The organism is Candidatus Burkholderia verschuerenii (assembly GCF_001189365.1).
Taxonomy (GTDB): Bacteria; Pseudomonadota; Gammaproteobacteria; order Burkholderiales; family Burkholderiaceae; genus Caballeronia; species Caballeronia verschuerenii.
In genome coordinates, this window is record NZ_LFJJ01000044.1 from 1 (window position 1) to 23,794 (window position 23,794).

Consider the following 23,794-nt stretch of genomic DNA (forward strand, 5'->3'; position numbering starts at 1 on the left):
GATGCTCTACACCATGCCTATCGCAGTCGATTAACTCATATAGACGTTATTCGAACCGCTAGTCGATGTCCCTTACGTTGGGACTGCCCGGACACGAGCGTGCGTGTCGCACTAAAGGTGTAAGGGTTTCCAGGTCCGCCGTGGGCACCTTCATATAGATGTCCGCGCTCGCGCCCATCGCTTTAGCCAACGCGCGCACGCGGCGCTTGTTCAAACCGTAGAGCGGCAATATATCCGCGCCACCATCGCCGAATTTGGTGAAAAAAACCATCAGCGACTCGGCGGCATGGTCGGTTCCGATCACGACGCCGACACGCGCGCTCGCCACCGCATACTGCGCAATCATGCGTTCGCGTGCCTTGATATTGCCGAGCACGAAGTCCTCGTGCTTCTCGTCCATATAACGCGCTCCGGAGACGTTGAGCGAAGCGAGCATCGCGTCGGCGGCGGGCTTGACGTTGACCGTGAGCGTTTCATCCGGCTGGATAAAGGCCAGCGCGCGTTGGGCGTCTGCTTCGTCGCGCTGTTCGCCGTACGGCAGACGCATGGCGATGAAGCGAGCATCCTTGCCGCGGGCTCTCAAGCGTTCCACGGCAAGCTGCGCCAAGCGGCCAGCGGTCGAAGAGTCGACGCCGCCGCTTATGCCGAGCACATAAGTCTTGAGTCTGACCGCTTCGAGATAATCGGCAAGAAAGGCGATGCGGCTTTCGAGTTCCGCCTGATCATCGAATGACGATGCGACTTTTAATTCCTGGATGATCAAGCGTTGGCGGATCGAATGATCGGTCGGCATGAGCAGTCTCTCGAACGTGCGTGTTAAAGGCGACGCTCAAGTCTAGCCTCAAAGCTAAACCGCCCGCTCTCACTCGGCCATTTCACGATCCGGTGTAGCGGAAATGCGGTGGATCGCGAGATCGGCGCCATTGAATTCTTCTTCGCGATCAAGCCGCAAACCGACTGTCGCCTTGATGACGCCATACACCGCCGCACCTCCCGCGAGCGCGAGCAACACCGCGCCAATCGTGCCGATGCATTGCGACGCAATCGACACGCCGCCCATACCACCAAGCGCTTTCTGCCCGAAGATGCCCGCCGCGATGCCGCCCCACGCGCCGCACATGCCATGCAAGGGCCAGACGCCCAGCACATCGTCGATACGCCAGCGATTCTGCACGCAAGTGAACATCTGTACGAAAAGTACGCCGGCCACCGCGCCGACGATCAACGCGCCCAACGGATGCATCAAATCCGATCCCGCGCACACGGCCAACAAACCAGCGAGCGGCCCGTTATACGTAAAGCCCGGATCGTTGCGACCGGCAACCCACGCGGCAAGCGTGCTGCCAACCATCGCCATTAAAGAATTGACGGCGACGAGTCCGTTGATCTTGTCGACCGTCTGCGCGCTCATCACATTGAAGCCGAACCAGCCTACGGCCAACACCCAGGCGCCGAGCGCGAGAAACGGAATGCTCTCGACGGAGGATGCGCGGCGATCCGTCCATCCTTGTGATAGCGACCGTGACGCGGTCCGAGCAGCAATACGGCCGGCAATGCGACCCATCCGCCGAATGCATGCACAACGACTGATCCGGCGAAATCGTGGAACGGCGCGCTAAAGGTCTGCGCAAGCCACGCCTGAATGCCGAAGCGCTCATTCCATGCGATACCTTCCAGCAGCGGATAAATAAAGCCGACAATCACAAAGGTCGCGAACAACTGCGGATTGAACTTGGAACGCTCGGCGATACCGCCGGACACGATCGCGGGAATCGCGGCCGCAAAGGTCAGAAGAAAAAAGAAGCGCACAAGCGCATAGCCATTGTGCTCGGCGAGGATATCGGCGCTATGCATGAATTGCACACCGTAAGCAATGTTGTACCCGATAAAGAAATACGCCAGCGTCGAGACCGCGAAGTCGACCAGGATCTTGACCAGCGCATTGACCTGATTCTCACGGCGAACCGTACCGAGTTCCAGGAAGGCAAAGCCCGCATGCATCGCAAGCACCATTGCGGCGCCTAGCAGGAGAAAAAGCGTGTCGGTTCCGGATTGAAGTGCCTGCATTAATTCGGGCTCGGTGGCGAAAGGCGCGGAATAGTGCAAATTCCGGGCCAACTTGGTTCATTGAGCGTTACGACGGTGCAATCGCGATAAATCAAACGTTACGTTAATCGCTATTTTGGTGCATTGCCCTGATATGAAGCGTGTGACGCACCATTTTAGAATAATCTAAAGAAATAGTCGTGACACCACGCTGATCGCGCGAGTATGCTGAGTGCTTGTTTTGAGACTCCCTAAGCGGGAGATCGACATGGGCCCTACTTTCACCAACCGCCGCGATTCCGGTCGCGAGCTCGCCGCGCATCTCACGCGCTACGCCAAACGAAACGATGTCAGCGTGCTCGCGCTGCCGCGAGGCGGCGTGCCAGTGGCATTCGAAGTCGCGCTTGCGCTCGACGCCGATCTCGATCTGCTGATCGTGCGCAAGCTAGGCGTGCCGACGCAGCCCGAACTCGCGATGGGCGCAATCCGCGTCGGGCGATTCGTTTTATCTCGATGAAAGCGTGGTCGAATGCTGCGGCATATCGCCAAATGCGCTGGATGAGGTGATCAGGCGCGAGCGCGACGAACTCGCGCGGCGGGAAACGCTTTATCGCGGAGCACATCCGCCGCTGGATGTGCACGGCCGGACGGCCATCGTCGTCGATGACGGCATGGCGACCGGCGCGACCATGAAAACCGCCGCGATGTCGCTGAGGCAGGGGCATCCTGCGTGCATCGTGGCGGCCTTGCCGGTCGCGCCGCCGGATGCCGAAGCGCGTATGCAAAGCGTCGTCGATCAATTCGTTTGCGTGATGCGCCCACAGCGTTTTCTTGGCGTCGGGCAGTTCTTCGACGACTTCGAGCAAACGAGCGATGAAGAAGTGCGCGTATTGCTCGATGAAATGCGTGCGCGTCGCTCAGCGTGACCAGGGCGCCGCGCTGACCTCCTCCGCACACTGATATTTCCCTCGCGCGGCCTTGAGCACCGAACGATCGATCGCGCCTTCGTCGATCAGCGATCGCAGCGCCGCCAACACGATCGCCACGCGATCCACTTCGAAGAATTCGCGCAAGGCTTGACGCGTATCGCTGCGGCCGAATCCATCGGTGCCGAGCGTTACGTAGCGACGCGGCACATGCGCGCGAATCAGTTCCGGCAATGCACGCACATAGTCTGTCGATGCAATCACCGGACCTCGCGATGCGCCAAGCGCACGCGTTACGAACGGCGCGGGCGTATCGTCATCGCCTGCGCGAGCGACGCGTTCGCAAGCCGCCCCATCGCGATGCAATTCCGTATAGCTCGTCACGCTCCAGACGGCTGCTTCGATATTCCAGTCTTGCTTCAACATGGCGCGTGCGGCGATGGCTTCGTTCAGGATCGCGCCTGAGCCGAGCAGTTGCACTTGCGCGGTGTCCAACACGGCATTGTCGAGGCAGTAAATGCCACGCAAAATGCCTTCACGTGTCGCATCGCCTAAGTCGCCGCCGGGGACCGAAGGCTGCGCGTAGTTTTCGTTCGTGACGGTCATGTAGTAAAATAAATCATTTTGACGCGCCATCATTTCCTGCATGCCTTCATCGACGATAACGGCAACTTCATAGGCGAAGGCCGGATCGTAAGCGCGGCAATTCGGAATGGTCGATGCCGTCACATGACTCGTGCCGTCCTGATGCTGCAAGCCCTCACCGCCGAGCGTCGTACGGCCTGACGTCGCACCGATCAGAAAGCCGCGCGAACGCTGATCGGCAGCGGCGAAAATAAGATCGCCGATGCGCTGAAAGCCGAACATCGAGTAGTAGATATAGAACGGCAGCATCGGCAAATCGTGCACGCTATACGATGTCGCCGCTGCAATCCACGACGAGATCGCGCCCGCTTCCGAGATGCCCTCTTCGAGAATCTGCCCGGTGGTGTCCTCGCGGTAATACAGCATCGAACCCATATCTTCCGGCTCGTACAACTGGCCGAGCGGCGAATAGATGCCGACCTGCCTGAACAGATTCGCCATGCCGAAAGTGCGCGCTTCGTCCGCCACCACGGGCACGACGCGCTTGCCCAGTTGCGCATCCTTAAGCAGGCTGCCGAGCATGCGCACGAAAGCCATCGTCGTGGACATTTCCTTGTTGGCTGCATCGAGTGCAAACTGGCCCCACGTATTCAGCGAAGGCAGCGTGGGCGCTTGAGAAGCACGCGCGCGCCGACGCGGCAGATAACCGCCTAAAGCCGCGCGACGTTCGTGCAGATAACGCATTTCCGGCGCGTTATCCGCGAGCTTATAGAACTTGAGTTGCTCCACATCCGCATCCGACAGCGGCAGACGGAAGCGGTCGCGGAAGGCCTTGAGATCGTCGAGATCGAGCTTCTTCTGCTGATGCGTCGTCATACGCCCCTGCCCGACCGAACCCATGCCGAAGCCCTTCATCGTCTTGGCAAGAATCACGGTCGGCTGACCTTTATGCGCAAGCGCCTTTGCATAAGCGGCATGCAGCTTCTTGACGTCATGCCCGCCGCGTCGCAAGCGATCGATGTCTTCATCGGACAAGTGTGCGGCAAGCGCGGCGAGCTCCGGATTTTGACCGAAGAAGCGCTCGCGGTTATAGCGTCCGTCGTTGGCCGAGAAGGTCTGGAACTGACCGTCGACGGTATGCGCGAATGCGCGCAGCAAGGCGCCCGTGCGATCGCGCGCGAACAACGCGTCCCAGTCCGAACCCCACAGCACCTTGATGACGTTCCATCCCGCGCCGGTGAATTGCGCTTCGAGTTCATCGACGATACGGCCGTTGCTGCGCACCGGTCCATCGAGTCTCTGCAGATTGCAGTTGATGACGAACACGAGATTGTCCAACTGCTCGCGTGCGGCCAGCGACAACGCGCCGATCGATTCCGGTTCGTCCATCTCGCCATCCCCGAAGAAGTCCCAGACCTTGCGTCCTTCGGTGCGCTGCAAGCCGCGATTCTGCAAATAGCGCATGAAACGCGCTTGATAAATCGAGTTGATCGGACCGATGCCCATCGAACCCGTAGGGAATTGCCAGAAGTCCGGCATCAGCCACGGATGCGGATACGAGCACAAGCCCGGCCCGGCTATTTCACGCCGATAGTGCTGCAAGTGCGCTTCATCGAGAAATCCTTCGAGATACGCGCGCGCATAAACGCCGGGTGAAGAATGCGGCTGGAAATAAACGAGGTCGCCGCCGATTTTATCATCGGCCGTGCGAAAGAAATGATTGAAGCCGACTTCGAACAGATCGGCCGCCGACGCATAGCTGGCGATATGGCCGCCCAACTCGCCGTAAGCGCGATTGGCGCGCACGACCATCGCCAGCGCGTTCCAGCGCAGCACGGCGGCAAGTCTTTCCTCGATGTCGAGATTGCCCGGATACGGCGGCGGCTGCGCGACGGGAATGGTGTTGGCGTAAGGCGTGGCGCGCGCTCGCGCGGACTCGACGCCGACCGACAGCGCATGCTCCGCCAGACGATCGAAAAGATATTGCGCGCGTTCCTTGCCGACATGCGCGACGACCGCATCGAGCGCTTCGAGCCATTCGGCCGTTTCGCCGGGATCGGTGTCCTCGCGTCCTTTGGCCAGCGACAGCAATTGCGTGGTCCCGCTCGACATGTCCATCATGAAGCGTCTCCGTCTTTAGCTTTAGCAATTTTCCAAGCATATCCAGTGATGCGCAGAATGTGCGTCTCATTTGGCTGGCATCGGGCGCGCAGATAGTGTATTTATTCTCCTAAAGCGCAAAAAAACGGAATCGATCGACTATGAGCTCAACCAGCAAGCAGCGTCTTGACCGTACCGACATCGGCATCCTTAACCCAGTTGCAGCAAAACGCGCGCATCACCAATGCGGAACTGGCGCGCGCGGTCAATTTGTCGGCGACGCCTTGCTTCAATCGCGTGCGCGCCCTTGAAAAAGCGGGCGTGTTCAAGCAGCACGTTACGCTGCTCAACCCCGAGGCTTTGGGATTGAGCATCAACGTGTTTATTCAGGTGAGTCTGGAAAAACAGGTGAAGGATGCGCTCGCGCGCTTCGAGCAGGCGATCAGCGAGCGCCCCGAGGTGATGGAGTGTTATCTCATGACCGGCGGTGCGGACTATCTTCTGCGCGTCGTGTTGCCCGATATTGCCGCGCTAGAGCGCTTTATTCTCGAACGCCTGACCAAGCTGCCGGGCGTCGCGAATATTCGTTCGAGCTTTGCGCTCAAGCAAGTGCGTTACAAGACCGCGCTGCCGCTGCCGTCGACAGGATTGACGCTGCCCGATCACGATGGCGACGATGCCGAATGGACCTGATCATATGAACAAAGCGCTCAATCAAGCGGCCTGAAAACGCATTTCGTGTGCAGGCGATCCACCCAGCCGCACCGCGAGATGATCGATGAACGCGCGCAGACGCGGCGTTTCATGACGGCTAGGCGGCCAAAGAATCTGGAATGTCCCTTCCATGCGCGTATGTTCGACCAACACCGCGCGCAAGAGCCCGCTTTCAAGCGCGCTTTTCGCGACGAAGTCCGGCACGCATGCAAGGCCGAGCCCGGAAATGCTGGCCGCGACGACCGCCTCCATATCGTTGAAGGTGAGCGCGGCGCGCGGTTCGATCGCAAAGCTATGATCGGACTCCGCGAAACGCCACGGCTCGATACGCCCATTGCCCGGCGAGCGAAAGCGAATGCAGGCATGGCCTTCGAGATCGGCGGGCGTGCCGGGCTCACCGTGCCCCGCGAAATACGCCGGCGATCCGACGATCACCGGACCATATCGCGCAAGCGGCCGCGCGAGCAATTGCGAATCCGCTAGACGTCCCGTGCGTATCACCGCGTCGTAGCCTTCCTGCGTCACTTCGACCAGACGATCACTGAAATCGATATCCAAATCGATGTCAGGAAAACGCCGTCTGAATTCCGGCACATGCGGCAATAACAGTCGCGCGCCCAGCGACGGCGCGCTGATCTTCAGCCGTCCGCGCGGCGATGAAGTCGAATGAAACAACTCGCTTTCCGCATCTTCGAGATCGGCGAGGATGCGTTTGCAACGCGCGAAAAAACGCGCGCCTTCATGCGTGAGCCCGATACGCCGCGTAGTGGGATTAAGCAATTGCACGCCCAGTTTCGCTTCCAGCCGCATCACGCTTTTGCCTACCGCCGAAGCGGATAACCCAAGCGCGCGCCCTGCCGCGACGAAGCTGCCCGATTCGGCCGCGCGCACGAAAGCGACCATGCCTGAGAGACTTTCCGTCGTCGGCGGTGCATGAGTCAAGAGCGTGCCGTTGCCGTTCGAAGCTAAAGAACCACTGGTCATGAGCGTCTCGCATCCTTGAAGCCGGACGTCAACAATGCGTCCGTTTCAGCAAGAACGTCGCAAACAAGAATTTATTCCAGCATCCCTTGCACACTTGCGGCTTAAGCGCGATTCAATTCTTCATGCAGTGCCACATATTCCTGCGCGAGCTTGTGACGCGGTTCGAGATAAATGATCGGCCGCGCATGCTGATGACTCTCGCGAATCTTCACCGAAAGCGACAGATGCGAATCGAGCACGGGCAAATCCTCGCCGCGCAATTCATCGACCAGTTGCTGCGGCAAGCTTGCGCGCGGCTGAAACTGATTGATGACGATACCTTCCACGCTCAAATCCGGATTGTGATCGTGACGAATTTCCTGCACGTTTTCGAGCACCGAATACAGCGCGCGGCGCGAAAAATCATCGCAATCGAAGGGAATGAGGCAGCGCTCGACCGCGATCAACGCGAAGCGCGTAAAGAAATTCAGTGCGGGCGGCGTGTCGATATAAACGGCGTCGTAATTCTTCAGGCTCTTGAGCGCATCGCGCAGCTTGTAGATTTTGTAGCGCGATTCGAGCTTGCCCTGCAAAGCCTCGAGATCGGGATGCGACGGCACGATCTCGAGATTTTCAAACGGCGTCACATGAACGAAGGATTCGAATTCCGGCTCGCGAAAGCTATAACTCAATGCCGATTCGAAGAACGTCGCGAGGTTCGGCCGTGCGTCGCGTGCGTCCGCGCCAAGCAGATACTGACTTGCATTGCCTTGCGGATCGAGGTCGATCACCAGTGTGCGCAGCCCGCGCGAAGCGCTGATAGCCGCCAGATTGCAGACGATGGTGGACTTGCCCACGCCACCCTTTTGATTGAAGACCACTCGGCGCATCGGCGTATTCATCCTCGGTTGTGAACGGTCGTATTTTTTAGCGTGATTGCAAATCGGATATTCATGCAGGTTGACATGCGCGCATGACAAAGCCGCATCGACGTGATCTTAGCTTAACCAGAAATATCGCCGACGCTAAGCGCCGGGCGCGTGCCTTGCGTTCACAATGCGCTCATTGACCTGGCATTTGATCATGGACGATCGCCCATCCCTCGTCGCGCCTTCGTGGTCTAGCGTGACCGCGCAAACCGAGCGCGCGCTCGCGTGCGGCGCTCTGCGTTCGTTCGATACCGTGCAAAGCGTGATCGAAGATGGCGGCGTGCGGTTTCTCGTGCGGCAGGCCGCGAACCTCGCGCGCAAGGAGGAGGCATCCAAACTCGCGGCAAAATCCGCCGCCGATGCCGCCGCGCCGTGGCGCGATCCGTTTTCGCCGTGCGAAGAAGCGCTGCGTGTCGGCGATATCGGCGCGCGGCATTTTCTGCTGCTCAACAAGTTCAACGTGCTCGATCATCATCTGCTGATCGTGACGAACGCTTTCGAACCGCAAGACTCGTTGATCGATGCCGACGACTTCGCCGCGCTGTTCGCCTGTCTCGCTCGATTCGACGCACTCGGCTTCTATAACGGCGGCACGATCGCCGGATCGAGTCAGCCGCACAAGCATCTGCAGATGGTGCCGTTGCCGCTGGACGGACTGTCGTTGCCGATCGAACCCTTCATCGATGCAGCGCATCGCGAGGCGATCTTTCGCGTGCCCGAATTTCGCTTCGATCACGCCGTGACGTGGCTCGGAGACGACGCTTCCGATGCGTGCGACATGTATCGAACGCTGCTGGATCGCATCGGCGTAATTCGACGCGACGCCGATCCGTTGCCGTACAACCTGCTCGTCACGCGACGCTGGATGTTCGCGGTGCCGCGCACGGCATCGCATGTCGAAGGCGTCGCGGTCAACGCGCTCGGCTTCGCGGGTTCGCTATTCGTGCGCGACGATGCCCAGCGCGAAGTCGTGCAACGGCTCGGCCCGATGGAACTGCTGGTACGCGCATCCCGCCCCGCCTGACGTAAAAGCCCTTGAAAAACGGCTCCGAGGCCCGCATGTCGACATCCAGACAACCGGAGTCCAACATGGGAAGCCGTCCTCATTTCGTCGACGATCTTGCGCGTGGCGCGCAGGACGCCGCTGCGTCGCCGGCGCTCGACGACACTGCACTGCTCGACGCTTACTCGCGCACGATCATCGGCGCGCTCGAACGCGTGCAACAAGCCGTGGTGTTCATTTCGGTCGAGCGCGAACTGGCCGACGCGCGCGGCATGCGCCGTCAGGTCGGCGGCACGGGCTCGGGCTTCATCTTCACGCCCGACGGCTATCTGCTGACGAATAGCCACGTCGTGCACGGCGCAACGCGAATGACGGTCACGCTCGCCGATGGCGGGCGTTTTCATGCCGATCTGGTCGGCGACGATCCGGATAGTGATCTCGCCGTGTTGCGCATCGGTTCGCCGGAGCCTTTGCCGCATGTCGAACTGGGCGAATCGGGCAAGTTGCGCGTCGGGCAAATCGCCATTGCCGTGGGCAATCCGCTGGGCCTCGCGCAAACGGTGACGACCGGCGTCGTGTCGGCGCTCGGACGTTCGCTGCGCTCCACTTCCGGCCGCATGATTTACGACGTGATTCAAACCGATGCCGCGCTCAATCCGGGCAATTCGGGCGGCCCGCTGATCAATTCGGCGGGACAAGTCATCGGCGTGAACACCGCGATCATTTCCGGCGCGCAAGCCATTTCCTTCGCGACCGCGATCGATACGGCCAAGTGGGTCATCATGCAGATCTTCGCGCACGGACGCGTGCGACGCGCGTATATCGGCGTGGCCGGCACGACGACGCCGATCTCGCGTCGCGTACAGCGTTTCTTCAATCTTGCGGCTGCAAGCGGCGTGCATGTGATGGAAGTCGTCAAGGGCAGCCCGGCGGCGGCGGGCGGCTTGCGCACCGGCGATCGAATCGTCTCGGTCGATGGCTTGAGCATCGATAGCGTCGATGGTTTGCAGCGTGCGCTCGATGCATCGCGTATCGATCGAATCGTGAAAGTCGCGGTATTGCGCGGCACGCAATTGCTCGATCTCGACGTCACGCCTGTCGAACAGACCGGTTGATATCGTTCGCTATGAATCTGCCGTGAGGCTTGCAAGCCTCGTGCGCAAGCCATCGGCTTCGCGACGCAAGGCCGCGCTTAGCATGCCGGAAGCTAAAAGCGCATCGATACGCCGCCGCCAGTATTCCGGGCGCATCACGCAGGCGCGATCGCGAACGGCCGCGATCGTCCCGCGCGCGGCGATTCGTTCGAGTTCCGCAACCATTCGTTCCAAATGAGCGATCTCGTTTAGCACCTGCTGTTCCGCGCTCACCTCGTCTCCTTCGTTCTTCCCGGCTAAAGGTGAACGTCAGGTGAGTAAGGTTTATTCCATCTTTGTAAGCAGGAATACGCACGTTTGCAGGCGCGCGGTTTGCGCTGGCCTTAGCAATCGCGATGGCTATGTGCGCCAGCAGGCGGTAAAGGTCTAAACAATCCGGCCTAATGCCGTTAGAAGGACGCCGCGCACGGTCACGCCGTATGACGAGCCGTCCTCGTCGGGGAAGGTCCTAAAGAAGGATTGCCATGACCACACATAAAAATAATCAAAGCGCGCAGCGACGCCCGGCGTTTCGCTGCACAGGCCAACAACTCGATGCCATCGTTCGGTTTGCGGAAGAGCGCAAGCTCGATCATCGGACGCTGGAATTCGTCGTGGCGGAATATTGCCGCTTTAGAAGCAAAGCGGCTTAGACCCGACACGATGCGAATCACTGCTCCGATAACACGCACTGCTTGAGCACCCAGATAGCGGTCGGCACGGCGTAGTAAGCGCTCAGGTTTCCGGTAACGAGTTTGGTTTAATTTGGACGTCGACAACGCGAGTATTTCGAACCAGCGTTCGGGAATAATCATTGCATGGTTCGTATGAAGAAATAGCTTGATGACAAACCCAGCGGTTGTATCGTGTAAGGACACGGTGCGCGCCTGGAACGTGGGAGGGACGATGGGTGAAGTGATAGTCGGCATGTTTGCGTCCTATCGGGATGGACACGACGCGCTTAGAGCGCTGCAAGCGGCGGGACTGAAACGGGACGATGCGCAGTTGTATCGCACGGCGGCCACCGCAATCGGATGCGATGCACTCGTACCACCAGCGCATGACGAAGACGACGCGGAATATATCGCGCATGGCGAGCATCAGGGCGTCATGGGAACTCGCAATCGCTTTATCGCCGGCGACATGCCGAGCGTACGCGCGGCATCCCGTGAGCGCACGCTGCTCATCATCAAATTTAGCGATGAACTCAAGCCGCGCGCGATCGGCGATGTGCTGCACGATCATGGTGCCGTGGCCATCAGGGATGCAACGGGACATTGGCGATTATCCCCGTTCAGGAATTCAGCGCGAATTCGAACGATGGCCGCTAATGCGTAGGCCTGTGCGCACTGTCGCGTGAAGTTGGCGCGTCGGTTTCGTCGTCGGTACCGCTTGCTTCGGCTTCGTCATGCTGCTCCGCGCGTGCATGGCGAAGCGCCTCGTCTGCCTTGGCCGCACGCAAAGCGGTGCAGTGCGCGGCATGTCGCAACGTGGCCAGCATACGGACCACGTCGCGCGTGCGGGTTCTCATCGTCGCCTCCTTCGAAGCAGTTGAGAAACTACTTTAAGTCTAGGCGTCGATTGGCGTTAATCACAAGCTGACAAAATAATCTGAATCAGCAGAGGAAATTCATAGTCATTGCCTGCGGGGTCAATGCACGGACGTTTCGCTTGCCGATGTTTCTTGCGCGGTGCGCACGTGCGCCATAGACATGCAATGCGTTTCCAGCGATGTATAAGCGGCGTCCGTCTTGGCGCTCTTGGCGGGCAATGAATAGTCGATTCGACATTGATCGCTTGCACGGTCGCCCCACTTCACCACGAGCGCGCCTTTATCCTCGACGCCGCGCACGAACACGCGGCTATCCTGTGCAACGACGCCCACCGTGCGTCCTTCGCTATCAGTCACTTCCGCGCCGAAGGGCAAGGACTCGCCATTCATTCGCGGCGCGCGAAGCAATGCCGCGCGGCCCGTCAAGGTCTTGTACTTGAGCATCACGATGGAGCCGAGATGCGGCGCGGATTGTTCGGAAGTCGATTCGAATTCCACATCCATCGAACTGCCCTTCGGATCGATATCCACCGTGTTCATGCCATACGGTGTCAGATAAGGCACGACCGCATAGCCGCGTCCATCGACCTTGACGCCCGTTGCGCTGGATACCGTCGCGCCGTCCGCGCCTTTCGCTTCGACGATGCCGAACGTATCGCCGACGGTCTGCGAGAACGTGACGCCGCCCGGATGCGCGACGATCGAGCCGCTCACGCCCGCCGACACTTGCGATGAATTCGTGCCGCCGCTCACCGATGCCGTCGCCTGTCCGTACGGTCCGCGATACGTGCCGCTCGCGCCTGCGTTTCCGGTTGCGGACGATCCATCGCTCTGATTGGCCGAGCCGTAGACGTTGTACGAGTAGCGGTTGTCCGCGCCAGCGTTACCGCTCAGGCTGGCTTGCATGCTCGACGATCCGCTGCTCAAATTCACGTTCGTCGTCAATTGCGGCGAATGTTGCGAATGGCCAAGCGGGATGGTCGTGCTCAACATGATTTCGTTGTTAAGTGTGCCGTCCGCGTTCGCCGTGCGTCCTGCAGTCAGGCTGTATGTGCCGTATTTGAAGCTATTCGAATAACCCGCCTGAAAAAATACATCGCGTCCCGGCCGGTTCCAGTACGTTTGCGACGAAGCGCTCGCGAACACCGATCCATGATTTTTCAAAGGCTATTGAGCGTCAATTGCGCGCGTCCTTTCTGACGGTTGCTGATCGTTCCGCCGTTCATCGCGTAGTCGCGTGCGTGCGCGGCATCGCTAAAGTTGAGATAGCCTTCATCGGAATAACGGTAAGCGCCAAGCGTGAAATTCGTGTCGGTCTGATCGATAAACTTGCTATAGTCGATATGCAGGCTTTGTCCCTGCATCGTCGGATAGCCGGGAATCTGCGTGCGCGCACCGGTGATATCGGCCGCGAAGGCACCGAACTTCGTGTTGAGCGCCGCGCCCACGTTCGCCGCGATATAGCCTTCCGACGCAATGCCGCCGCCGTAAAGCGTCACGGTATTGCTGATGCCGCGCTGAATGGTGAATTGCGCGAAGTCCGGTTTCGTTTGCAAGGAGTCGTCGCGCAATTGACCTGCGGTGACGGCAAAGCGCGTCGTGCCCTGACGCAATGACTGCGCAACCGATGCATAAGGCACGGTAAAGCTCTTGGTGCGTCCATCCGCTTCGGTGACGGTCACATCGAGATTGCCGCCGTAGCCCGTTGCATAGAGATCGCGAATCTCGAACGGTCCCGGCGATACGCTCGTTTCATAGATCACCTGTCCGTTCTGACGCACCGTGACGCGCGCATTCGAATCCGCCGTGCCCCGCACGATCGGCGCGTAGCCGCGCAGCGACTCCGGCAGCATGCGGTCGTCGGTTGCGATCTGCGCGCCGCGAAACGACACGCTATCGAAAACGTCGCCGGTGGTTTGCGCATCGCCGATCGTGGCTTGCGCCTTCCACTTCGGCAAATCGTGTTGCACGTAGGTGGCGATGTCGTCGAATTGCGTGGCCTGTCCCGTCGACGCGGTAATCGACGATTGATGCCTGAAATGCCATGCGCCGATATTCACGCCCGCATTCAGGCCGAGATATTCCTGAGTCGAATGCACGCCGTCGCTGTCGTTGCGATAAGCGTTGGCGTTATAGCTGAGAAAGCCCGCATTCACGCCCTGATCCCACAGATCGGGCGACACGTAACCGCGCGCCGTGTCATGCATAAACTTCTGCGGAACGGAAATCGACAGTTTCTGCTCGGAAAAGTCGAAGGCGACGTTAGCATCGGGAATGGTATTGCTTATGTCGACGCACTCATCGTCATTCTGCGACGCTTCGCCTGGCGACGCCTCCGGCGCGATCCGCTTGAAATCGACGCCATAGCGCTCGAGCATTTTCTTAGTGAGGCAAGGCGTTGCGCTGTCGCCCGCAGCACGCGCGGCAAAACGCACGTCGTCGCGCGTCACGCGCTTTGTCGTTCATCCAGATATCGACCGAATAAACGCTCGGCGATACGAAATTGCCCCGTTCGAAACGCGAAACATCGACGTGTTGTTGCGCATCGAATTGCAGAAACGTCGTGTCGAATTCCACCGACTTGTCTTGCTGATTCGCCAATGCCTGAGTCGACACACCGATTCCCGACATCGCCATGAACGCGGACATCGCCAACGCGACCGTCGGGCGCAACACGAATACGGTGGAGAGCGTCTTATCCGAGACGTTCGCTGCTTTGTGACGAGATGATTTCATAATGATCACGCTCAAAATCGAATGGCTTCGACAGGTCTTTAACAGTGACCTCATGCTAGATATTTACGAGATGGAAGTACCTAGGACGAATTCGAATTTCGAGACACGAATAGCGCATGAATAAAGGCACATCGCGCAACGGCGCGCGATGCGTGAACGTATTTTCGAGACGGGAAATTAAACGATTCGCCTAGCGGTACGCATCAGGCGAAAGATGGAATGGCGGGCCTTCGCTATTCCGATGCATCGGCATCGCCTTCGATGGCGCCGCCGAAATCATTGATCGCGATGTAATGCACCTTGCCCCCATGCACACCACTGAGCTGCGGGATAGGAATGATTTCCTTGCCATGCGGCGCGACCATTCCGCCATGATCATTCTTGTATGTGCGACCGTTGGCGGAAATATTAATTTCGCTAAAGGACACGTAATAGGCGGTCGGATTCGACACGGCTAAAGCATTGCCGTTTTGCGCGTGCACGATTTTCCAGTCGAGCGCACGCGGCGCTTCATCCGGTCTGCCGGGCAATTTCGTCGGCCGCACGAATACCTTGATGCGCGTGCGATAAGCAAGCTGCAATGTATTGACGTCGGGCTTTTCCTTGGCCTTAGGCGGCACATCGAGCACATTAAGCCAGAAGACGGATTCGCGATCCTGCGGCAAGTTCGCGCCGCTCAGCATGACGCGCAAGGTCTGCGACTTGGTCGCATCGATGCGGAAAATCGGTGGGGTAATAATAAAAGGCGCGTGGCTATCGGCGGGTTTGGCATCGGCGTTGCCGTCGTCTATCCAGACCTGAACCAGCGAAGGATCGTGGCTATCGTTATTGAGTTTGACGGTAACTTCGCGCTGATCCATTGGATAGATCACACGCGTGCCGCCTATCGTTACGCTTGCCTGAACAGTGGTAATGAGCATTGCGCATGACAAACCCAAAACAGTCAACCATCGCTTCATCCGTTTCATTGCGGTCACCTGTTGATATTCACTACGACACTGATATCTATAAACCCGGGCGCTTGCCTTAACAATGCCCGGGTCTTTACAACTACTGCTTTACTGCCAAAGCGCTACTGCGACTGCTTTACTGATACTGCATCGTGTACTGAACCGTCGTGTTCACGTTACCCGACGTGGCCTTGCCCGTTGCGTAATACTGAGCAAAGTAATTCAGCGTAGCGGCGCCGGCGGAGATCGTCGCGCCATTGGCGACCACGTCGTTGTTCGTGTTCGTCAGGATGTTGATCGACTGAAAACTGCTGTTCAACAGACGGACCTGCACGTTGCCGGCCGGCGTCGTCGATGCCTGGTTGACGAGGTAACCGCTGCTCTGGTCGACCGTCGGGCCATTCTCGAAACGTGCCACTGCCTTCGTCGCCGAGCCGGAGCAACCGGTCAGGTTCAACTGGAGGTCGCCTACGCTCGACGTACCAGCGGTCGCGCCAGCGGATGCCAGCGCGCCGGCCGTCACGGTCGGCAGCGTCGTGGTCACGTTGGCGGCGGTGCCGCTCGCGATGCCGTTGATCGAACACGTCGTATCGGTCACCGCGCCGTTGATCGTGATCGTGCCGTCGGCGGCGCGGGCGTTGTTCATCGACACGAGGGCGATGACGCTCATCGACGTGAGGGCAGCGGCGAGGGTGATGCGTTTTTTCATCTAATACTCCAAAGACTAAATGACATACAGGGTTTCGATTTGCGATACGAAACGCCTTGGAAATAGCTCGGCGTATCGTGTCGAAGGCGCTTCACTTGGCATCTCGATGCGCCGCTCAGCGTTGAAGCGAATAGTAGAAGTCCGGCTTTAGGAAATACGTAATCCGTGTCTTAAATTCCCGCGCCCCGCTTTAGGAGCCAATCCTAAAAAACGCGCCGAGCCCGACAGGACGGCCTTGCCCGATATATTTGCGATACGCGAAATTGAATGTTTCGCTGCCGACGCCGGATTCGCAGAGGTTTTCTCGCCTTGATCACCTTTTCGAGACGCGACGACCCAGCGCCGTCGATCCAAAGGCGCACGCCCGATCGCCCGCCAAAATCTCAAAAAAGACGTCGAAGCATGGTTTTGTGCTAACCGTATAGTCCATTTTGAAGACGTGACCCGCGCACAACACGCTTGCAAAGAACATTACTGTCGGCTTGCCAGCCGCCGGCGATGTCAGCACAATGAAGCATCGGCCTAAAACGCCATTCCACTTCTGAAGGCCGTCCCCAAACGCCGCCGCGCGTACGCGAGGGCGCCTTCGTTCCCACGGATACCGATGGCAACCCTAGACGGCAGAACGCGATTCCGGATTGATACCGATACCATCGGCGCCGGCATCGCCATCATGATCGTGACGACGGCCGCGTTCGCGGCGAGCGATTCCACAGTCAAGGTCATCGGCGCGGCGGTTCCGTTGCTCGCGCTACTCTGGGTTCGCTATCTGTTTCAGATGATCGTGCTGGGCGTGTGGCAGGCGCGGCGCGACGTCTCTAGCCTGTTTCGCACTGGTAGCGTCAAACTGCAAATCGTGCGGGCGCTGTTGCTGCTGACCAATTCGGCCTGCACGTTCGCGGGCTTGCGACATCTGCCGCTGCCGGTCACCACATCGCTTGCGATGCTCGCGCCGCTCATCTCCACCCTGCTCGCCGCGCTGGTGCTCAAGGATCACGTTCCGCGCAGCAAATAGGCAATGGTCGCGCTCGGTTTCATCGGCATGTTGCTGGTGGTGCGGCCGGGCGGCAGCCAGTTCACCTGGACGGTAATCTATCCGATCGGCGCGGCAACGACGTTCGCGTGTTTTCAGGTGGTGTCGAGCCATCTCTCCAAGCTCGACGATCCGGTGACGACCAACTTCCTGACGGCGTTCGTCGCGACGGTTGTGCTCTGTGCGCTTGTCTGGATGGATCAGGCCGAAACGCTGCCCGCGCTCGCGCAAGTGCGCGTCGGCAGCTGGCTGCTGGTCGCGTTCATGGCGACGATGGCGACGCTCGGCCAGGCGCTGATGCTGCAGGCGCTCAAGCGCGCGCCGCTCTCGGTGCTGACGCCGTTCTCCTACGGACAGCTCGCCTTCGCCGCGTTCTTCAGCTGGCTTCTGTTCGGTCAGGTGCCCGACATGTGGATGGCGATCGGCATGGGCGTGATCGCGGCGAGCGGCATCGGCACGGTGCTGATGCACGGACGCAAGCCGACACAGGTCGAGACGATCGTGCAAACGATCGACTGACGTTCCGCCGAAAATTGCCGATCAGACGACCGGCTGCGCCTGCTGTTGCGACTGGCCGGTGCAAAGCCAGTGCACGTCGAGATCGAGTGCCTTGGCGATCCGGTTGAAAGCGTGCAGCGGCGGCACCGTAATGCCGCGACGCCAGTACAGCACGTCGTCTTCGCTCACGTCGAGCAGGTCGGCGGCTTTCGCCGAGCTGATATTGCCCTTCTGCATGGCCCGGTCGAGCCGTGCGGCGATGGCTCGCCGCAACGCGTTATCGTCCTGACTGCGTTCAAGGTGTCCGATGGTTTGGGAATGTCGTCCCATTTTCTTCAAGTCTCTCGATTTATCTCTATGCCGTTCAGCGCCGGCTCATTTAGCACAGGCGAATCGTACCGATTCACGGTTACGCGCCGGTGACAGAGAAAATCCGTTTGGGAATCCCGCGATATTCCGGCGCACTGCACATTGCAGCAGTGCGTGATTTTTCCAAGTTGGACATCAATGCGTCAAGTGAGAACAACGCATTTGGCCAAAATAGCTTAGTGGTTTACTCCGACTTCGCCCGGAAGCTTGCCTGTCAAGGCTTTCAGCGAACTGACGTTCGTCGTTTTGGTATACCAAAATTGCTCCGTCACTGAAATATTTGTCGAAAACAATATGATCGTAGGTATTACGTAAGCGGTAAAATTAATCAACCGGTTAATTGCTCTCGATCAACGAACTTATTTTGATTCGATTACTCTTCGGATTAAGGTCAGAGTAAAAACATGCAATTGACACGCGCGGGACATTCTTTAGAATGAACCGCTCGCTGCGCCGCACAAACCGTTACGTAAATCGATCGTTATTTCCACATGGAGTCGAGTATGAGCAGTCTTGCGCCTGAAACTCTCCTTGCAGCACAAAAAGCGGGGCTGGATTCCAGCTTCGGAATGGCGGGCCGCATCGTCGAGGGCTTCGAGAAGCTCGTCGCACTGAACACGCGCACGCTGCACACCGCGCTCGCCGAACATCAGGAACTGGTCGCGCGGTCGTTCTCCGTGCGCGACGCGCAGGAATTCTTCGCGTTGCAGAGTCAACAAGCACAGGCCGGCGCGCAAAAGGTGCAGGCCTACTGGCGCGATGTCTATGAAATCGCCTCGGGCGTGCGCGGCGTGTATATGGAAGCCGCGCAGGATCAGCTCGAAAAGTCGCAGCGCAACGCGCAGGCGCTGGTCGCGAGTTTGGCGAGCAACGCGCCAGCCGGCAGCGAAGCCGTCGTGAACGCGTGGAAAACGGCCATCGATGCTGCCACGCAATCGGCCAATTCGGCCTACGAGGCCGCCAGAAAGTCCGCGCAACAAGTCGTTGAAGCCGCGCAGAGCGATGCAGCCGGCGCTACGCAAACGGCCGTACGCGCCACATCGAAGGCGGCCGGCGCGAAAAAGTAAGCGGCCTGCATCGACGCTACTGATACGACAAGGCGGCCTGTTCGACAGTCCGCCTTTTTTGTTGCGTGCGACGTGCTCAGTCCATCAGTCGTTTCAGCACGAGTTCGTACGAGCGGCCGATCCACACCGCCGAATCGCGATGATCCTTCAGCGCGTCGCCGGTATTCGGATGCATGAATACGTCGAGCGCGCCGTGATTCAGCGCGAGCCATTCGAGCATCGTCGTCAGGCTTTCGCTGCCGAAACCGAGTTGAAACGACCACGCGGGATGCGGCCCGACCGGCCGTTCGTGAAAGCGGCCCAGCGTGAGCGTGCCGCTCTGCAAGGCATCGGCAAACTGCGATTCGATAACCTGCCGCAACTGCCACGCGGCATCGCGGGTGGTGGCATCGAAATAGATATGCGCGTGCCAGTTTGCAATGTTGGCGGAGACGGCTGGGTTCGTCGGCGGCATCGTTTCGTCCGTGCGCGGCAATGTGATGAGTCCGGCCATTCTAGCGAAACGCTCGATCGCGCACAGCGCACCAAACTTACCGCGCGTTTCGATCGTCGAGACGGTCGATGCGCCACGTCACCCTCTGTGCGTCAAGCGTGCGCTGCGTGGTCCGCAGACCGAGCTGCGCGGCGAATTGCGTCAGCACGAAGGCATCGGCGTAGCGCGTGAGGCCGATGATCGACGGCATCGGCTGCATGGCTTCGTGAATGAGATGCTCGTGCCATAGCCAGCCCGCGTCGCCGTCGAGCAGCGTGATGCGCGTGTTCGCCAGCAACGCTGCATGCTCGCGAAACGCCGCGTCCAGCACGACGATCTTCGAAGCCGCTGCGCTTGCGAACGGCAAGCCCGGCAGCATCCACGATACGCCCGCCGCGAGCAGAAACGTGCGCCGCGACAGATGCGTCATGTCGGCCAGATGCCCTGCTTGCCCGGCGACAGAATGCCGTTCGGGTCGAGCGCCGCCTTGATCGTGCGCGACAGGCGCATGGCCGCGTGATCGTTGAAGTCGTATTGCGATGCCGCCAGATCCATCGCCGAAAGATGCGCGCGATATTGGCCGAAGCCGGCCGCGCCCGCATCGCGGATCAGCGCTTCGATCAAGGCACCCGCCGCGCGCGACTGTTGCGGATCGTCGCGATCGTATCTGGCCGAGCTGTTGCTCAACAAGGGTTATGAAGTGCACGGCATCAAGCGCCGTAGCTCGCTGTTCAACACCGACCGTATCGACCATCTGTATCGCGATCCGCATGATCCGGATCAGCGTCTGTTCCTGCATCACGGCGACCTGACGGACTCCACCAGCCTCGTGCGCATCATCCAGCGCGTGATGCCGGACGAAATCTACAACCTCGCGGCGCAATCGCACGTTGCCGTGTCGTTCGAAGAGCCGGAGTACACGGCGAACGCCGACGGCCTGGGCACACTGCGCATCCTGGAAGCGATCCGCATTCTGGGCCTGGAAAAGAAGACGCGCTTCTATCAGGCTTCGACGTCGGAACTGTACGGTCTCGTGCAGGAAATCCCGCAGCGCGAAACCACGCCGTTCTATCCGCGCAGCCCGTACGCCGTCGCCAAGCTGTATGCGTACTGGATCACGGTCAACTACCGCGAAGCCTACGGCATGTACGCGTGCAACGGCATTCTGTTCAACCACGAATCGCCGGTGCGCGGCGAGACGTTCGTCACGCGCAAGATCACCCGCGCCATCGCGCGTATCGCGGTCGGCCTGCAGGACGATCTGTACCTCGGCAACCTGTCCGCGCTGCGTGACTGGGGCCATGCGCGCGACTACGTCGAAATGCAATGGATGATGCTCCAGCAAGAGCAAGCCGAAGACTTCGTGATCGCGACCGGCGTGCAGTACAGCGTGCGCGAATTCGTGCAGCAGGCCGCGGCCGAACTGGGCGTGCATATCCGCTTCGAAGGCGAAGGCGTGAACGAAGTGGGTATCGTCGATCGCGTCGACAGCAAGGACACCAAGCTCAAGCCGGGCCAGGTGATCGTCAAGGTCGATCCGCGCTATTTCCGCCCGACCGAAGTCGAAACGCTGCTCGGCGATCCGACCAAGGCGCACGAAAAGCTCGGCTGGAAGCCGGAAACGTCGTTCCAGTCGCTGGTGAAGGAAATGGTCCGCTCGGACTATCAGATCGCCCGTCGCGACGCACTGGTGACGCTCGCCGGTTTCAAGGCTCTCGAACATCACGAGTAATCGCCTCATGGACAAGAACGCACGCATATTTGTCGCGGGGCATCGCGGGATGGTGGGTTCGGCGCTGGTGCGCCGGCTCAACGCCGCGGGCTACCGCAACATCGTGACGCGCACCAAGGCGCATCTCGATCTGACGGACCAGGACGGTGTAAACCTGTTCTTCGAGGAAGAGCAAATCGACGTAGTGTTCCTCGCGGCGGCGCGCGTGGGGGGCATTCTCGCCAATTCGTCTTTCCCGGCGTCGTTCCTGTACGAGAACCTGGTGATCGAAACCAACGTGATCCACGCGGCCTGCCGCTGGAACGTGTCGAAACTGGTGTTCTTCGGTTCGTCGTGCATTTACCCGAAGGCCTGCCCGCAGCCGATCAAGGAAGAGTACCTCCTGACCTCGCCGCTGGAGCCGACCAACGAGGCCTACGCGATCGCCAAGATCGCCGGCCTCAAGATGTGCGAGGCGTACAACAAACAGTACGGCACGCGCTTCGTCTCGGTGATGCCGACCAACCTGTACGGCCCGAACGACAACTACGACCTGAAGAGCAGCCATGTGCTGCCGGCGTTGATCCGCAAGGCGCACGAAGCCAAGCTGCGCGGCGATACGTCGCTGCCGGTCTGGGGTTCCGGCACGCCGCGTCGCGAGTTCCTGCACGTGGACGACCTGGCGGACGCTTCGGTGTATCTGATGGAGAACGACATCGACGATGGCGTGTTCAACGTCGGCGTGGGCCACGATCTGACGATTCGCGAGCTGGCTGAAACGGTGTGCCGCGTTGTCGGCTTCGAGGGCGAACTGGTGTTCGATCCGAGCAAGCCGGACGGCACGCCGCGCAAGCTGCTCGACGTGTCGAAGCTCGAAGGCATGGGCTGGCGCGCATCGATCGCACTCGAGGACGGCATTCGCGCGACTTATGGCGATTTTCTGGATCGCCACGCGTCGATGCCGCAGATGGCCGAAGCCGTCTGAAGGACCAACCCGGCGCGGGACGGGCGCGGCTGAGGCGAGCCCGTCCTGCGCCCTAGGGACACTATAAAAATGAATGCATCAGTGACCATTTTTCATAACGTCGTGTGGTCGCGGCACAAAGGCGCCGTGCTGTCCGCGCTGCACAACATTTCGGGGTCTGGCTCGATCCGCTATTCGATGGTTCAGATCGCGGATACCGAGCACGATCGCATCGGCTTTTCCGATGTCGATTATTCGTTCCACAGCTATCCGATGAAGAAGCTGTACAGCGGATGCTATGAAGACGTGCCGACGTGGCGCATGACCATGCGTCTGACGTGGGAAGTATTGAAGGCGAAGACGGATCTGGTGGTGTTGCCGGGTTATCACCGTCCCGAGTACTGGGCGATGATGGCCGCGTGCATCCTGACGGGCAAGCGCGGCGCGGTGTTTTGCGACTCGACCGCGCGCGACAATCCCGGCCGCCGCGTGATCACCTCGATCCCGAAGCGCGTGTTTTTCGCGTTGTGCGACGGTTACTTCGGTTTCGGCGAACGCAGCCGCGAGTATCTGATGTCGCTGGGCGCGAAGAAGGACAAGATTTTCATTCCGTGTCAGGCGGCCGCGTTGCCGCGCGCGTTCAACACGGATACCGTGGTGCCGGATCGCATCGAGCATCGCGCGGCGGAAAACAACAAGCCGATTTTTCTGTTCGTCGGCCGACTGTCGGCGGAGAAGGGAATCAATACCCTCGTCGATGCATTCAAGCAGCTGAAGGAACGCGTGACCGACGCCGAACTGCGTCTGGTGGGCACCGGCCCGCTGTCCGAGCAGTTGAAGCAGCAGGTCGCGGAATCGGGCCTGTCGGATAGCGTCAAGTTCCTGGGCAGCCTGCAGGACGCGCCGCTGTCGCACGAGTATTTCAGCGCGACGTGCATGGTGCTGCCGAGCACGCGCGAGCCCTGGGGTCTCGTCACGAACGAGGCGCTGAGCCACGGCTGCCCGGTGATCGTCAGCGACAGTTGTGACTGCGTGCCGGAGCTGGTGGTCGAAGGCGTGTCCGGTTATGCGTTCCAGGCGGGCGATGTGGCGGGTTTGCATCGCACGATGCTGAAGGCGCTCGAAGCGTTCGCCGATACCGAAGGCGTGGCGCGTCGCTGCACCGAAGTGATTCAACGTTTCGATCCGCCGTCCGCGGCGGCGAACATCGCGCGTAGCTGTGCGCTGATGTTGATGAACTGATGCACTGATGCACTGATGCACCTGGGGAGGATGCACGAGCGAAGATAGACGCCGTCGGGCGCGCGGTCCTGCGCGCTGGCGGCCGACGCCTG

Annotated in this window: 23 protein-coding genes and 4 pseudogenes; 11 read left to right on the forward strand and 16 right to left on the reverse strand. The window is 59.7% G+C overall.

Annotated features, from left to right (window positions below; translation table 11 throughout):
* Positions 1 to 58 precede the first annotated feature (58 nt).
* Together nadE and BVER_RS35895 are read right to left on the reverse strand one after the other, a co-directional pair.
* A complete protein-coding gene (gene nadE, locus BVER_RS10650) occupies positions 59 to 793 on the reverse strand; it encodes an NAD(+) synthase (RefSeq protein WP_083452134.1) in 735 nt (244 codons plus the stop codon).
* Positions 794 to 862: 69 nt separating this feature from the next.
* Positions 863 to 2,067, reverse strand: a pseudogene (locus tag BVER_RS35895) (ammonium transporter).
* 247 nt (positions 2,068 to 2,314) lie between these two features.
* Here BVER_RS35895 and BVER_RS10660 point away from each other — a divergent pair.
* Positions 2,315 to 2,972 (forward strand): annotated as a pseudogene (locus tag BVER_RS10660) (phosphoribosyltransferase).
* Here the strand turns inward: BVER_RS10660 and mdeB are convergent.
* Positions 2,964 to 5,678, reverse strand: a complete 2,715-nt coding sequence (gene mdeB, locus BVER_RS10665) for an alpha-ketoglutarate dehydrogenase (RefSeq protein WP_050453286.1) — start codon at positions 5,676 to 5,678, stop codon at positions 2,964 to 2,966. The pseudogene BVER_RS10660 and the gene mdeB sit on opposite strands and share 9 nt — an antisense overlap.
* 140 nt (positions 5,679 to 5,818) lie before the next feature.
* On the opposite strand from mdeB, the pseudogene BVER_RS10670 reads away from it, so the two are divergent.
* Positions 5,819 to 6,350: pseudogene (locus tag BVER_RS10670) on the forward strand (Lrp/AsnC family transcriptional regulator).
* Positions 6,351 to 6,371: 21 nt separating this feature from the next.
* On the opposite strand, the gene BVER_RS10675 reads toward BVER_RS10670, so the two are convergent.
* Positions 6,372 to 7,274 (reverse strand): LysR family transcriptional regulator, encoded by a 903-nt coding sequence (locus tag BVER_RS10675; RefSeq protein WP_050453287.1) that lies wholly within the window; start codon positions 7,272 to 7,274, stop codon positions 6,372 to 6,374.
* A gap of 182 nt (positions 7,275 to 7,456) precedes the next feature.
* Positions 7,457 to 8,224, reverse strand: coding sequence for a ParA family protein (locus tag BVER_RS10680; protein ID WP_050453302.1), 768 nt, complete (start codon positions 8,222 to 8,224; stop codon positions 7,457 to 7,459).
* 193 nt (positions 8,225 to 8,417) lie between these two features.
* Between BVER_RS10680 and BVER_RS10685 the strand changes: the two genes are divergently transcribed.
* Positions 8,418 to 9,287, forward strand: a complete 870-nt coding sequence (locus tag BVER_RS10685; protein ID WP_050453303.1) for an ATP adenylyltransferase family protein — start codon at positions 8,418 to 8,420, stop codon at positions 9,285 to 9,287.
* A gap of 65 nt (positions 9,288 to 9,352) precedes the next feature.
* Entirely contained in the window at positions 9,353 to 10,381 is a 1,029-nt protein-coding gene (locus tag BVER_RS10690; RefSeq protein ID WP_050453288.1) for a S1C family serine protease, read from the forward strand.
* 449 nt (positions 10,382 to 10,830) lie between these two features.
* On the opposite strand, the gene BVER_RS31365 is transcribed toward BVER_RS10690, so the two are convergent.
* Complete coding sequence (locus BVER_RS31365) at positions 10,831 to 11,214, reverse strand: hypothetical protein (protein ID WP_198155216.1); 384 nt, start codon at positions 11,212 to 11,214, stop codon at positions 10,831 to 10,833.
* Positions 11,215 to 11,278: 64 nt separating this feature from the next.
* On the opposite strand from BVER_RS31365, the gene BVER_RS10700 reads away from it, so the two are divergent.
* A complete protein-coding gene (locus tag BVER_RS10700) occupies positions 11,279 to 11,737 on the forward strand; it encodes a hypothetical protein (RefSeq protein ID WP_232316484.1) in 459 nt (152 codons plus the stop codon).
* On the opposite strand, the gene BVER_RS31370 is transcribed toward BVER_RS10700, so the two are convergent.
* The 6 genes from BVER_RS31370 to BVER_RS10715 all read right to left on the reverse strand — a co-directional run bounded on the left by BVER_RS31370 (position 11,727) and on the right by BVER_RS10715 (position 16,346).
* Positions 11,727 to 11,930: a hypothetical protein gene (locus BVER_RS31370; protein ID WP_157056000.1), complete on the reverse strand. Its 204-nt coding sequence runs from the start codon at positions 11,928 to 11,930 to the stop codon at positions 11,727 to 11,729. The genes BVER_RS10700 and BVER_RS31370 overlap by 11 nt on opposite strands.
* Positions 11,931 to 12,050: 120 nt before the next feature.
* Positions 12,051 to 13,115: a fimbria/pilus outer membrane usher protein gene (locus BVER_RS35175; RefSeq protein ID WP_269750752.1), complete on the reverse strand. Its 1,065-nt coding sequence runs from the start codon at positions 13,113 to 13,115 to the stop codon at positions 12,051 to 12,053.
* Positions 13,112 to 14,329, reverse strand: a complete 1,218-nt coding sequence (locus BVER_RS35180; RefSeq protein ID WP_369094824.1) for a fimbria/pilus outer membrane usher protein — start codon at positions 14,327 to 14,329, stop codon at positions 13,112 to 13,114. The genes BVER_RS35175 and BVER_RS35180 overlap by 4 nt, the downstream gene beginning before the upstream one ends.
* Before the next feature lie 4 nt (positions 14,330 to 14,333).
* Positions 14,334 to 14,687, reverse strand: coding sequence for a FimD/PapC N-terminal domain-containing protein (locus BVER_RS35185; protein ID WP_269750753.1), 354 nt, complete (start codon positions 14,685 to 14,687; stop codon positions 14,334 to 14,336).
* 233 nt (positions 14,688 to 14,920) lie between these two features.
* On the reverse strand, positions 14,921 to 15,655 hold the full coding sequence (locus tag BVER_RS10710) for a fimbria/pilus periplasmic chaperone (protein ID WP_050453290.1): 735 nt from the start codon (positions 15,653 to 15,655) through the stop codon (positions 14,921 to 14,923).
* 118 nt (positions 15,656 to 15,773) lie between these two features.
* Complete coding sequence (locus tag BVER_RS10715; RefSeq protein WP_050453291.1) at positions 15,774 to 16,346, reverse strand: fimbrial protein; 573 nt, start codon at positions 16,344 to 16,346, stop codon at positions 15,774 to 15,776.
* 604 nt (positions 16,347 to 16,950) lie between these two features.
* On the opposite strand from BVER_RS10715, the gene BVER_RS33620 reads away from it, so the two are divergent.
* Entirely contained in the window at positions 16,951 to 17,361 is a 411-nt protein-coding gene (locus BVER_RS33620) for an EamA family transporter (protein WP_232316485.1), read from the forward strand.
* 3 nt (positions 17,362 to 17,364) lie between these two features.
* A complete protein-coding gene (locus BVER_RS33625; protein WP_232316486.1) occupies positions 17,365 to 17,898 on the forward strand; it encodes a DMT family transporter in 534 nt (177 codons plus the stop codon).
* A 21-nt stretch (positions 17,899 to 17,919) separates the two neighbouring features.
* On the opposite strand, the gene BVER_RS10725 is transcribed toward BVER_RS33625, so the two are convergent.
* Entirely contained in the window at positions 17,920 to 18,207 is a 288-nt protein-coding gene (locus BVER_RS10725) for a helix-turn-helix domain-containing protein (RefSeq protein ID WP_050453292.1), read from the reverse strand.
* Between the two features lie 542 nt (positions 18,208 to 18,749).
* Between BVER_RS10725 and phaP the strand changes: the two genes are divergently transcribed.
* The gene (gene phaP, locus BVER_RS10730; RefSeq protein WP_050453293.1) at positions 18,750 to 19,313 is read left to right on the forward strand and encodes a TIGR01841 family phasin; all 564 of its coding nucleotides are present in this window, start codon (positions 18,750 to 18,752) and stop codon (positions 19,311 to 19,313) included.
* A gap of 76 nt (positions 19,314 to 19,389) precedes the next feature.
* On the opposite strand, the gene BVER_RS10735 is transcribed toward phaP, so the two are convergent.
* From BVER_RS10735 to BVER_RS30040, 3 genes and pseudogenes are all read right to left on the reverse strand, one after another.
* Entirely contained in the window at positions 19,390 to 19,767 is a 378-nt protein-coding gene (locus BVER_RS10735) for a DOPA 4,5-dioxygenase family protein (protein ID WP_050453305.1), read from the reverse strand.
* A 76-nt stretch (positions 19,768 to 19,843) separates the two neighbouring features.
* Positions 19,844 to 20,215 (reverse strand): hypothetical protein, encoded by a 372-nt coding sequence (locus BVER_RS10740; protein WP_050453294.1) that lies wholly within the window; start codon positions 20,213 to 20,215, stop codon positions 19,844 to 19,846.
* A pseudogene (locus BVER_RS30040) lies at positions 20,212 to 20,460 on the reverse strand (FAD-linked oxidase C-terminal domain-containing protein); the annotation flags it as partial. The gene BVER_RS10740 and the pseudogene BVER_RS30040, both read right to left, overlap by 4 nt.
* Between BVER_RS30040 and gmd the strand changes: the two are divergent.
* The 3 genes from gmd (at position 20,405) to BVER_RS10755 (ending at position 23,702) form a co-directional block, all read left to right on the forward strand.
* The gene (gene gmd, locus BVER_RS10745) at positions 20,405 to 21,517 is read left to right on the forward strand and encodes a GDP-mannose 4,6-dehydratase (protein ID WP_050453306.1); all 1,113 of its coding nucleotides are present in this window, start codon (positions 20,405 to 20,407) and stop codon (positions 21,515 to 21,517) included. The pseudogene BVER_RS30040 and the gene gmd overlap by 56 nt on opposite strands.
* Positions 21,518 to 21,524: 7 nt before the next feature.
* Entirely contained in the window at positions 21,525 to 22,481 is a 957-nt protein-coding gene (fcl, locus tag BVER_RS10750; protein WP_050453295.1) for a GDP-L-fucose synthase, read from the forward strand.
* 69 nt (positions 22,482 to 22,550) lie between these two features.
* Positions 22,551 to 23,702, forward strand: a complete 1,152-nt coding sequence (locus BVER_RS10755) for a glycosyltransferase family 4 protein (RefSeq protein ID WP_050453296.1) — start codon at positions 22,551 to 22,553, stop codon at positions 23,700 to 23,702.
* Positions 23,703 to 23,794 lie beyond the last annotated feature (92 nt).